11 protein-coding genes are annotated in these 10916 nt (G+C 63.2%); 8 read left to right on the forward strand and 3 right to left on the reverse strand.

Translation table 11 applies throughout. The annotated features are described in order from the left end of the window. Both HP546_RS31465 and HP546_RS18575 read right to left on the reverse strand, forming a co-directional pair. A partial coding sequence (locus tag HP546_RS31465) for a hypothetical protein (RefSeq protein ID WP_256678496.1) occupies positions 1 to 131 on the reverse strand: 131 nt, incomplete at its 3' end. A gap of 472 nt (positions 132 to 603) precedes the next feature. Beyond that, entirely contained in the window at positions 604 to 2592 is a 1989-nt protein-coding gene (locus HP546_RS18575; protein WP_172228168.1) for a hybrid sensor histidine kinase/response regulator, read from the reverse strand. 265 nt (positions 2593 to 2857) lie between these two features. Between HP546_RS18575 and HP546_RS18580 the strand changes: the two genes are divergently transcribed. The 4 genes from HP546_RS18580 (at position 2858) to HP546_RS18595 (ending at position 6378) form a co-directional block, all read left to right on the forward strand. After that, a complete protein-coding gene (locus HP546_RS18580; RefSeq protein ID WP_172228170.1) occupies positions 2858 to 3655 on the forward strand; it encodes a hydroxymethylpyrimidine/phosphomethylpyrimidine kinase in 798 nt (265 codons plus the stop codon). A 13-nt stretch (positions 3656 to 3668) separates the two neighbouring features. Further along, on the forward strand, positions 3669 to 4292 hold the full coding sequence (gene thiE / locus HP546_RS18585) for a thiamine phosphate synthase (RefSeq protein WP_172228172.1): 624 nt from the start codon (positions 3669 to 3671) through the stop codon (positions 4290 to 4292). 16 nt (positions 4293 to 4308) lie between these two features. Further along, positions 4309 to 5592: a glutamate-1-semialdehyde 2,1-aminomutase gene (gene hemL, locus HP546_RS18590; RefSeq protein ID WP_172228174.1), complete on the forward strand. Its 1284-nt coding sequence runs from the start codon at positions 4309 to 4311 to the stop codon at positions 5590 to 5592. 240 nt (positions 5593 to 5832) lie between these two features. After that, the gene (locus HP546_RS18595) at positions 5833 to 6378 is read left to right on the forward strand and encodes a tetratricopeptide repeat protein (protein WP_172228176.1); all 546 of its coding nucleotides are present in this window, start codon (positions 5833 to 5835) and stop codon (positions 6376 to 6378) included. Positions 6379 to 6381: 3 nt separating this feature from the next. Here HP546_RS18595 and HP546_RS18600 read toward each other — a convergent pair whose 3' ends face one another. Continuing rightward, positions 6382 to 6708, reverse strand: coding sequence for a DUF1820 family protein (locus tag HP546_RS18600; RefSeq protein ID WP_041167902.1), 327 nt, complete (start codon positions 6706 to 6708; stop codon positions 6382 to 6384). 250 nt (positions 6709 to 6958) lie between these two features. Between HP546_RS18600 and HP546_RS18605 the strand changes: the two genes are divergently transcribed. The 4 genes from HP546_RS18605 to lnt are packed head-to-tail and all read left to right on the forward strand — an operon-like array spanning position 6959 to position 10814. Continuing rightward, positions 6959 to 7957, forward strand: a complete 999-nt coding sequence (locus HP546_RS18605) for a PhoH family protein (protein WP_172228178.1) — start codon at positions 6959 to 6961, stop codon at positions 7955 to 7957. After that, positions 7950 to 8423 (forward strand): rRNA maturation RNase YbeY, encoded by a 474-nt coding sequence (gene ybeY / locus HP546_RS18610; RefSeq protein ID WP_172228180.1) that lies wholly within the window; start codon positions 7950 to 7952, stop codon positions 8421 to 8423. The genes HP546_RS18605 and ybeY overlap by 8 nt, the downstream gene beginning before the upstream one ends. 25 nt (positions 8424 to 8448) lie before the next feature. Further along, the gene (locus HP546_RS18615; RefSeq protein ID WP_172228182.1) at positions 8449 to 9288 is read left to right on the forward strand and encodes an HlyC/CorC family transporter; all 840 of its coding nucleotides are present in this window, start codon (positions 8449 to 8451) and stop codon (positions 9286 to 9288) included. Between the two features lie 8 nt (positions 9289 to 9296). Next, positions 9297 to 10814, forward strand: a complete 1518-nt coding sequence (gene lnt, locus HP546_RS18620; protein ID WP_172228184.1) for an apolipoprotein N-acyltransferase — start codon at positions 9297 to 9299, stop codon at positions 10812 to 10814. The last annotated feature ends 102 nt before the right edge of the window (positions 10815 to 10916 follow it).

Consider the following 10916-nt stretch of genomic DNA (forward strand, 5'->3'; position numbering starts at 1 on the left):
TCGGCCCAACCGGCGCCAAAGCGCCGTGACCATTCCTGCAGCGGCAGGTCGTGGCGGTACAGGTTGGCACCGTCGAGGGGTGGCGGCTGATTGGTGACCTCGTGGGTTTCAGCGTACTGGTGCAGGTTCATCGGGGGCTCCTGGATCCGGGTAGGCTTGAGAGGACCAGTGAAGCACTGCCTGCGGGGTTGGCAAAGTGGCATTCGTGACTAAAGGTGTGGTGGTGGGGGCAGGGGTTGAGGTGGTGTGGGGGATGGTAGGCGTCTGTCTTGGGCATGTGTCAGGGCTGACAGGTGTTCGCCTTGAACAGGCATTAGGGCTGGCAGGCGTTCGCCACAGCACATTCAGCGCCTGTGAGATCGAGCGCCGCCCGCGCGGCGCATCGCCGGCAAGCCAGCTCCCACAGCTGTTTCGGGCCAGTTATTCCTGCCTCCTCCGCACTCGCGCCCTTGGTGCATGGCTGGGGATTGCAGAAAAGCACAGGCGACACTTTCAATATCAAAGGGAACAAACAAGGCGGGCAGCGATGAATCACAGGAGGGACTGGCCCGAAACAGATGTGGGAGCCGGCTTGCCGGCGATGCGCCGCGCGGGCGGCGCTCGTCAAAGCGAACGCCGCGCCTGCAGAATCGTCGAGCTGACCTGCACCTGCGAAACCGCCATGTTCAAACTCAACTCGAACCGGCTCCCCAGCCCGCGCGTCGATTCATGCGCCAACCGCGCCCCGAGCAGCTCGCCCATCTGCCGGCAAATCGACAACCCGATCCCCAACCCGCCATAGCGCCGGGTCATCGAGCCATCCACCTGGAAGAACCGCTGATACAAGGTCGACTGCTCCAGGTCATCAAAGCCGATGCCACTGTCACTGACGGTAAAGGTCAACGCCAGATCGCCCGGCCCCATCCGGCGACCGCGCACCTGGATCATCACCCCACCCTGATGGGTGAACTTCAGACCGTTATCTACAAGGCACCCCAGGCAGCGCGCCAGCTTCTGCCCATCGCCCATCAGCCCATCCGGCAGATCGGCCGGAATGTCCAGGCTGATATACAAGCCTTTGCCCAAGGCCTGTCCGGCATAACCTGCGCGCAGGCTCTGCAGCATTGTTCGCAAGCTGAACGGCGCCGGCTGCGCGCGCAGGCGGCCGGCTTGCAGCTCGGAGAGCGTAAGAATGGCATCGACCATGTCCATCATGCCCTGCGCCGACCCCACTGCCGTACGATGGTACTGAGCCATCTCGGCCTCCATCGGCAGGGTGTGCATCAGCTCCAGCGAGCCGATCACGCCATTCATCGGGGTGCGCAATTCATGGGTCACGCTGGCCAGGAATTCGTCCTTAAGCCGGTTGCTGCGTGCCAGTTGCAGGTTCAACTGTTCCAGCGTGCGCCCGGTCTCACGCAAGGTCTGCGCCTGCTGCTCACGCAGGCTGTTGATACGGTCGGCCAAGGCCAGCGACAGCAGTGCTACTTCCAGCGCCGAACCCAGCTGGCTGGCATACATGGTGATGAACACGTTCGGCAGATAGCCCAGCACCATCAGGGTGTTGACCAGGCCACCCAGCAGGAACGCCGTCCAGGCGATGATGAACCAGCGCGCCACGCGCAAGCCGCGCCACCAGGCGAACAGCCCGGCGCTGAAGATGCTCACGGTGAACAGCAACGCCAGCAATGTAGCCATCCGCAGGGCAGTGCCGTAGGGCATGCTCACCGCCAGCACCATGACCAGCGCCCCGCCCAGCATCAGCAACTGCAGCAAGCGGTCGAAACCCCGGCTGATGTTGCCCAGTTGCAGAAAGTGCCGCGCGAACTGGCAGCCGAACAGGCCTGCGGCACCGATGAACAAGGGTGTAGAGGCATTCGCCCACCATGGGCTGTCGGGCCAGAAATAGGCAACGCCCGCACCGTTCACCGAGACCTGATAGAACCCGAACGAAGCGATATAGAGGATGTAATAGAGGTAGCTGATATCCCGCACGCTGAGGTAGATGAACAGGTTGTACACCAGCATCACCAGCAGCACGCCATAGATCATGCCCAGCACATACAGGCGTGTGGGTTGATCTTCCAGATAGGCCTCAGGCGACCACAGCGCCAGCGGTGCCTGCACGGAGCCCTGGCTGTGCAGGCGCAGGTAGGCGGTGGTGACCTGGCCAGGCGGCAGCTGCAACTGGAACAGGTAGTTGTTCTGCCGTATCTGCCGGCTGGCGTAAGGCAAGGCATCACCGGTGCGCTGGGCCAGGCGGTAGCCACCCTGGCGATCAGGCAGGTATAACTCGAGGTGATCGAGGGGTGGGTAGGCCAGTTCCAGCAACCACTGGCGCGGGGCGGCGCCGGCCTCGGCGAGGGGACGCAGATCGACCTTGAGCCAGAACACCGAGGTGGAATAACCGGCGTTCAGTACCTCCTGGTGATGGGCGCGAAAGTTCTTGCCGAACCCCGGGGCGCTGACCTGGGCGATGCTGGCACTGCCGTCGAGGTCTTCATAGACCTGCAGCGCCTTGCCCAACGGAAGGTGCCGGGTAGCGTTGTCGAAATCGACCGCTCCGGCCAGCACGGGCAGCAAGCCCAGAAGCACAATCAGCAAATAGCGCATACAGCCCCAGCATGGCCTGTCCGGTCGCGTCGCGGTTGCCTCCCATCCGTTTGAGACGACGTGATCCGGCAGAACCCGTTTGTCGAGTTATCCGAGCACTCTAGCATAGCTTCGCAACCTGGCAATCGACCATATCAAAAAACAATGAAAAGGCTCTAGAACAATACTTTCAGAAGAAAATCAAAAATAAATCTGACCGATTGATCAGCAAAACTCATTTGTAGGACGATCCGTCCAAACAGGTTTGGTGGTAAGCTCGCCGACCATGAATACCTACAGCTCCCGCCCCGTTGTCCTCTGTCTCTCCGGCCACGACCCAAGTGGCGGCGCCGGCCTGCAGGCAGATATCGAAGCCCTGATCGCCCAAGGCTGTCATGCTGCGCCTGCAGTGACCGCCCTGACCGTGCAGGATACCGTCAACGTTTCCGACTTCCGTGTGCTCGACCGCGAGTGGGTGCTGGCCCAGGCCAACGCCGTACTGGCCGACTCCACGGTGGCCGCCGTCAAGCTGGGCATGCTCGGCTCGATCGACATGGTCGACACCGTCGCCGAACTGCTGGCCGCCCACCCGCACCTGCCGTTGGTCTGCGACCCGGTGTTGCGTGCCGGTGGTGGTGGCCGGCTGGGCAAGGACGAAGTGGGCTACGCCCTGCGCGAACGCCTGCTGCCGCTGGCGACCATCGCCACGCCCAACCTGCCAGAAGCGCGCATCCTCGCCGAACTGCCAGACGGCACGGCTGACGAGTGTGCTGAAAAACTCCTGCGGTTCTGTAGACACCTGCTGATTACCGGTGGTCACGGCGAAGAGCACGAAATTCACAACCGCCTGTACACCCAGGACGGCCAGCAGTACACCTGGACCTGCCAGCGCCTGCCTGGCAGCTACCATGGTTCGGGCTGCACCCTGGCCAGCGCCCTGGCCGGCCGCCTGGCACTCGGCGAGCAGTTGCAAAGCGCTGTGCGCACTGCCCTGGACTACACCTGGCGCACCCTGCGTGACGCCGAGCAGCTGGGCAAGGGCCAGTTCGTGCCGCGCCGCCTGCCCCTGGATTACTGTTCCTGATTCGAGGCCTTCAATGACGCTACGCGGTCTGTATGCCATCACCGACAGCCAGCTGCTCGCCGGCCGTTTCCTGTCCCATGTCGAGGCGGCCCTGGAAGGCGGCGTGTGCCTGCTGCAGTACCGCGACAAAAGTGACGACGCGGCGCGCCGCCTGCGCGAAGCCGAAGGGCTGATGAAGCTCTGCGAGCGCTATGGCACCCAGCTGCTCATCAACGATGACGCCGAACTGGCCGCGCGCCTGGGCGTCGGCGTGCACCTGGGGCAAACCGACGGCCCGCTGACCCCGGCCCGCGCCCTGCTCGGCCGCCAGGCGATCATCGGCTCCACCTGCCACGCAAGCCTCGACCTGGCCGCCCAGGCCGCCAGCGAAGGCGCCAGCTATGTGGCCTTCGGCCGCTTCTTCAATTCCGTCACCAAGCCGGGCGCCCCTGCTGCCAACGTCGAACTGCTGGAGCAGGCGCGCGCCCAGGTGAAACTGCCGATCGCGGTGATCGGCGGCATCACCCTCGACAACGCCGCCCCGCTGGTCGCCCACGGCGCCGACCTGCTGGCGGTGATCCACGGCCTGTTCGGTGCCGACAGCGCGCAGGAAGTCACCCGCCGCGCCCGCGCCTTCAATGCCTTGTTCGCATCCTGATTCGAGAGAACCTTCCATGTCCCGTTCCGAAGCCCTGTTCGCCCAAGCCCAGAAGCACATCCCCGGTGGCGTCAACTCGCCGGTCCGCGCTTTCAAGAGCGTCGGCGGCACGCCGCTGTTCTTCAAGCATGCCGAAGGCGCCTACGTCGTTGACGAGGACGACAAGCGCTACGTCGACTACGTGGGCTCCTGGGGCCCGATGATCCTCGGCCACGGCCACCCCGAGGTGCTCGATTCGGTACGCAGGCAGCTGGAGCACGGCCTGTCCTACGGCGCGCCGACCGCCATGGAAACCGAAATGGCCGACCTGGTCTGCTCGATCGTGCCTTCAATGGAAATGGTCCGCATGGTCAGCTCGGGCACCGAAGCCACCATGAGCGCCATCCGTCTGGCCCGTGGCTACACGGGCCGCGACGCCATCATCAAGTTCGAAGGTTGCTACCACGGTCACTCCGACAGCCTGCTGGTAAAAGCCGGTTCCGGCCTGCTGACCCAGGGTGTGCCGAGCTCTGCGGGCGTGCCGGCGGACTTCGCCAAGCACACCCTGACCCTGCCGTTCAACGACATCGCTGCAGTCGAGAAGACCCTGGCCGACGTCGGCCAGAGCGTGGCCTGCATCATTGTCGAGCCAGTGGCCGGCAACATGAACTGCGTACCACCGGCGCCAGGCTTCCTTGAGGGGCTGCGCGAACAGTGCGACAAGCATGGCGTGGTGCTGATCTTCGACGAAGTGATGACCGGTTTCCGTGTCTCGCTCGGCGGCGCCCAGGGCCACTACGGCATCAAGCCCGACCTGTCGACCTTCGGCAAGATCGTCGGCGGCGGCATGCCGGTCGGCTGCTTCGGTGGCAAGCGCGAAATCATGGGCTGCATCGCCCCGCTAGGCCCGGTCTACCAGGCGGGCACTTTGTCGGGCAACCCGCTGGCCATGGCCGCAGGCCTCACTACACTCAGGCTGATCAGCCGCCCGGGCTTCCACGCCGAGCTGACCGACTACACCAGCCGCATGCTCGACGGCCTGCAACAGCGCGCCGATGCCGCTGGTGTGCCGTTCGTCACCACCCAGGCGGGCGCCATGTTCGGCCTGTATTTCAGCGGTGCCGACGATATCGTCACCTTCGAAGACGTGATGGCCAGCGATGCCGACCGCTTCAAGCGCTTCTTCCACCTGATGCTTGACGGTGGCGTGTACCTGGCGCCGAGCGCGTTCGAGGCGGGCTTCACTTCCATTGCCCATGGTGACAAAGAGCTGCAGATCACCCTGGATGCGGCGGAAAAGGCTTTTGCTGCCCTGAAGTGATGGTTAGCCTGCACCAGCCTCTTCGCGGGTGAACCCGCTCCCACAGCTTATGTGGTGTAACTTGTGGGAGCGGGTTTACCCGCGAAGAGGCCGGTACAGGCAATAATTATTCATGCACAATCAGCTGACTTCCCCAACCAAGCAGAAATTCGAGTAAAACTTTGTAAGGTTGGCGCTGCTTATCCCATAATGTGCCACCAGAGACATTGGCCGCAGCTTTGCAGAGGTAAGTCGATCCCCATGAACCGCACCGGCCGCGCCCTGACACTGGGCTGCCTGTTGCTTCTTCAGCCCCTGCTGGCCCTGGCGGAGGGCGGTAACTCTTTGCTGATTCCGGCAACGGGCCGCTGCACCTTGAATGTTCAGCCTGAAGACCTGGCAAACGCCCTCAAGGCCTGCGAGCAGACGGCGACGACGGGGGATGCCCAGGCGCAGTTCGAACTGGGCGAGTTCTACTACACGCAAACGCCAAAAAACCTGAACAAGGCGCTGGACTGGTTCCAGAAGGCCTCGCTGCAGGGGCACGCCCAGGCGCAATACCGCCTGGGGGCGATGTTCTTCCACGGCGAAGGGGTCAAGGCCAACAACGTGCAGGCCTACATCCTGCTGAAGATGGCGGCGGTGAACGGCGCCGAAGATGCTCTGGACATGGCCGACGAAGTGACCGAGCAAATGCCCCGCGACGAGCTGGAGCATGCTACCCAGGTGCTCGGCCAGATCTTCCGCAAGTACCTGCTGGAACTGCAGAACGCCGAAGGCCGCACGCCGTTCTCGCCACTCCCCTGAGGGTTATTTTTCCGGCATCGGCATCGGGAACGGCATCACATTGCCGCCGCCCTTGGCCTCGCTGATCTTTGCCGTGCCCAAGCGCTCCACTTCATCGATGCGCACGATCGAGTGCATCGGCACGAAGCTGCGGATCACCCCCTCGAACTGGTTCTTGAGCTTTTCCTCGCTCGGGTCTACCACCAGTTGCGAGCGCTCGCCGAAGACGAACTCCTCGATTTCCAGAAAGCCCCACAGGTCGCTCTGGTAGATCTGCTTGGCATACATCTCGAAGACCTGCCCCTGGTTGAGGAAGATCACTTTATAGATGGCAGGTTCGCGTTTGCTCATGTCTGGCGGTATAACACATGCGTAAGAAAAGGAGCGCATCATAGCAGTGCCGGCCTCTTCGCGGGTGAACCCGCTCCCACAGGTTCTCCACCGGCCTTGAAAACGGCGCAGTACCTGTGGGAGCGGGTTCACCCGCGAAGAGGTCGGAACAGGCAGTACATACCGTTGAACGTTTCAGTGCTTTCGCCACTGCCATTCAAGGGTTATTCTTGAGATCAACTCCATCGCCGTCGAGCGGCTAAAAACGACCTTGAACGCACCCATACAACCCCATCGTTTCATCCTCGAACCTTTCGAGGCCCACCGTTTCGCCAACTTGTGCGGCCAGTTCGACGAGCACCTGCGCCTGATCGAGCAACGCCTGGCCATCGAGATCCGCAACCGCGGCAATCAGTTCGAACTGATCGGCGAACCCAAGACCACCTCCGCAGCCGAACAGCTGCTGCGCCGTCTCTACCGCGAGACCAAGGCCACCGACCTGTCGCCGGAAACGGTCCATCTGTACCTTCAGGAGTCGGCCGTCGAGAACATCGACAACCCGGCCGTCAACGAGGTCAGCGTGTCGCTGCGTACGCGCAAGGGCAATATCCGCCCGCGCGGGCTCAACCAGCAGCGCTACGTGAAGGAAATCCTCGGAAACGACATCAACTTCGGCGTCGGCCCGGCCGGTACCGGCAAGACCTACCTGGCCGTTGCCTGCGCCGTGGATGCGCTGGAGCGCGAGCAAGTGCGCCGTATCCTGCTGGTGCGCCCGGCGGTCGAGGCGGGTGAAAAGCTCGGCTTCCTGCCCGGCGACCTGGCCCAGAAGATCGACCCGTACCTGCGCCCGCTGTACGACGCCCTGTACGAAATGCTCGGCTTCGAGCACGTGGCCAAACTGATCGAACGCCAGGTGATCGAGATTGCCCCGCTGGCCTACATGCGTGGCCGCACCCTGAACAACAGCTTCATCATCCTCGACGAAAGCCAGAACACCACGCTGGAACAGATGAAGATGTTCCTCACCCGGATCGGCTTCGGCTCTACCGCCGTCATTACCGGCGACATCACCCAGGTCGACCTGCCACGTGGTACCAAGTCGGGCCTGGCGCACGTCATCGAAGTGCTGAAGGACGTTCCGGGGATCAGCTTTACCCACTTCCAACCCAAAGATGTGGTTCGTCACCCACTGGTGCAGCGCATTGTCGAGGCCTATGACCGCTTCGAAAGTCGCCAGGCCAACCCCGAGGCGCCCGGCAAAGATGCTTGAACTTGACCTGCAACGGGCCACGGATGCTGCCGCCCCGGATGACACCGCCTTCCGCCGCTGGTGCGAACTGGCCCTGCGCCAGCGCAGCGCCGACTCGGAAATGACCATTCGCCTGGTCGACGAAGCCGAGGGCCGCGAGCTGAACCATACCTGGCGGCACAAGGACTACGCGACCAATGTACTGTCGTTCCCGGCCGACGTGCCCGACGAGCTGCTCGATATCCCGCTGCTGGGCGACCTGGTGATCTGCGTGCCGGTGGTCGAGCGCGAAGCCGCTGAACAAGGCAAGTCACTGGAGGCGCACTGGGCGCACCTGGTCATCCACGGTTGCCTGCACCTGCTTGGCTACGACCACATCGACGATGACGAAGCCGAGGAAATGGAAAGCCTGGAACGGGAATTGCTGGCAGAACTGGGTCACCCTGACCCGTACGCCGACGATGAAACCGACTCACTCACACACTGATACACGAAGGATCACGAGAACCGCCATGAGCGAAGATCGATCGAGCAACGGGCAAAAGTCCTGGCTGGGTAAACTGACCCAGGCTTTTGCCCATGAGCCGAAAAACCGCCAGGAGCTCCTTGAGCTGCTGCGCGAAGCCCATCAGAACAAACTGCTGGACAGCGAAGCGCTGACCATTGTCGAAGGCGCCATACAGGTGGCCGACCTGCAGGTGCGCGACATCATGGTGCCGCGCTCGCAGATGATCAGCATCAAGGCCAGCCAGTCGCCGCGCGAATTCCTGCCGGCAGTGATCGAGGCCGCGCACTCGCGCTACCCGGTCATCGGCGAAAGCCACGACGATGTGCTCGGCATCCTGCTCGCCAAGGACCTGCTGCCGCTGATCCTCAAGGAAAACGGCGACAGCTTCAACATCAAGGACCTGCTGCGCCCGGCCACCTTCGTGCCTGAGTCCAAGCGCCTGAACGTGCTGCTGCGCGAGTTCCGTGCCAACCATAACCACATGGCCATTGTCATCGACGAATATGGCGGTGTGGCCGGCCTGGTCACCATCGAGGACGTGCTCGAGCAGATCGTCGGTGATATCGAGGACGAGCACGACGTCGAGGAAGACAGCTACATCAAGCCGCTGCCAAGCGGTGACTTCCTGGTCAAGGCACTGACCCCGATCGACAACTTCAACGAGTTCTTCGACAGCGAGTTCTCCGATGATGAGTTCGACACGGTCGGCGGCCTGGTGATGAGCGCCTTCGGCCACCTGCCCAAGCGCAACGAAACCACCGAGATCGGTTCGTACAAGTTCCGTATTCTCAACGCCGACAGCCGGCGGATACACTTGCTGCGCCTGACCCCGATTACCCGTTAAGGACAAACATGCGTTGGCTCACCCGCCCCGGCTGGCCCGGTAACCTGCTGGCCTTGGCGGCCGGCGCTTCCACCCTCCTGGCCCTGGCGCCATTCGATATCTGGCCGCTGGCCATCTTGTCGATTGCCATGCTCTACCTTGGCCTGCGCGAGCTCAGCCCGCGCCAGGCCATGTGGCGTGGCTGGTGGTTCGGCTTCGGCCTGTATGGCGCCGGCACCTGGTGGATCTACGTCAGCATGAACACCTACGGCGGTGCCTCGCCGCTGCTGGCAATCCTGCTGTTGCTGGCGTTCTTCGCAGCCCTGGCGTGGTTTTTCGCCCTGCCGACCTGGTTGTGGGCACGCTGGCTGCGGCGCAACGAAGCGCCATTGGCCGATGCCCTGTGCTTCGCCGCCCTGTGGCTGCTGCAAGAGGCGTTCCGCGGCTGGTTCCTGACCGGTTTCCCCTGGCTTTATGCCGGCTACAGCCAGCTGGATGGCCCGCTGGCCGGCCTGGCGCCGCTGGGTGGCGTATGGCTGGTGTCCTTCACCCTGGCCCTCACCGCCGCCCTGCTGTGCAACCTGCATCGCCTGCGCGCCCGCCCGTCGTTTCTGGCTGTCGGCTGCCTGTTGCTGCTGGCGCCTTGGGTACTGGGCCTGGCGCTCAAGGGCCATGCCTGGACCAAGCCGGCTGGCGACCCTCTCAAGGTTGCGGCTATCCAGGGTAACGTCGAGCAGGAAGTCAAATGGGACCCGGCGCACATTGACGCGCAGCTGGCGCTGTACCGTGACCTGAGCCTCAGCTCCAGGCCGGTCGACCTGCTGATCTGGCCGGAAACCGCAGTGCCGGTGCTGAAGGACCAGGCCCAGGGCTACATCGACGTGATGGGCCGGTTCGCCGCCGAGCGGCATTCGGCGCTGATCACCGGCGTGCCGGTGCGTGAAGTGGTGCACCACCAGCGCCGCTACTACAACGGCATTACCGTTACCGGCGAGGGCGATGGTACTTACCTCAAGCAGAAACTGGTGCCGTTTGGCGAATACGTGCCGCTGCAAGACATGCTGCGGGGTGCCATCGAGTTCTTCAACCTGCCCATGTCGGACTTCGCCCGCGGGCCGGAAGACCAGCCGTTGCTGCAGGCCAAGGGCTATCAGATCGCGCCGTATATCTGCTACGAAGTGGTCTACCCCGAATTCGCAGCCGGCCTGGCAGCGCGCAGCGACCTGCTGCTGACCATCAGCAACGACACCTGGTTCGGCACCTCGATCGGCCCGTTGCAGCACCTGCAGATGGCGCAGATGCGCGCCCTTGAAGCCGGCCGCTGGATGATCCGCGCCACCAACAACGGCGTCACCGCGCTGATCGACCCGTTTGGCCGCATTACCACGCAGGTGCCGCAGTTTCAGCAGGCGGTGTTGTATGGCGAGGTGGTGCCGATGCAGCAACTGACGCCGTACCTGCAATGGCGCTCGTGGCCGCTGGCCATCGTTTGTGTGCTGCTGCTGGGGTGGGCGCTGCTGGCCGGGCGTATTGCCAAGACTGTGTGAGTTTTCCTGTACCGGCCTCTTCGCGGGTGAACCCGCTCCCACAGGTACACCGCAGGCCATGGGTTTGTGCGGTCTCTGTGGGAGCGGGTTCACCCGCGAAGA

The sequence above is a fragment of the Pseudomonas sp. CM25 genome (assembly GCF_013179705.1).
Lineage (GTDB): Bacteria > Pseudomonadota > Gammaproteobacteria > Pseudomonadales > Pseudomonadaceae > Aquipseudomonas.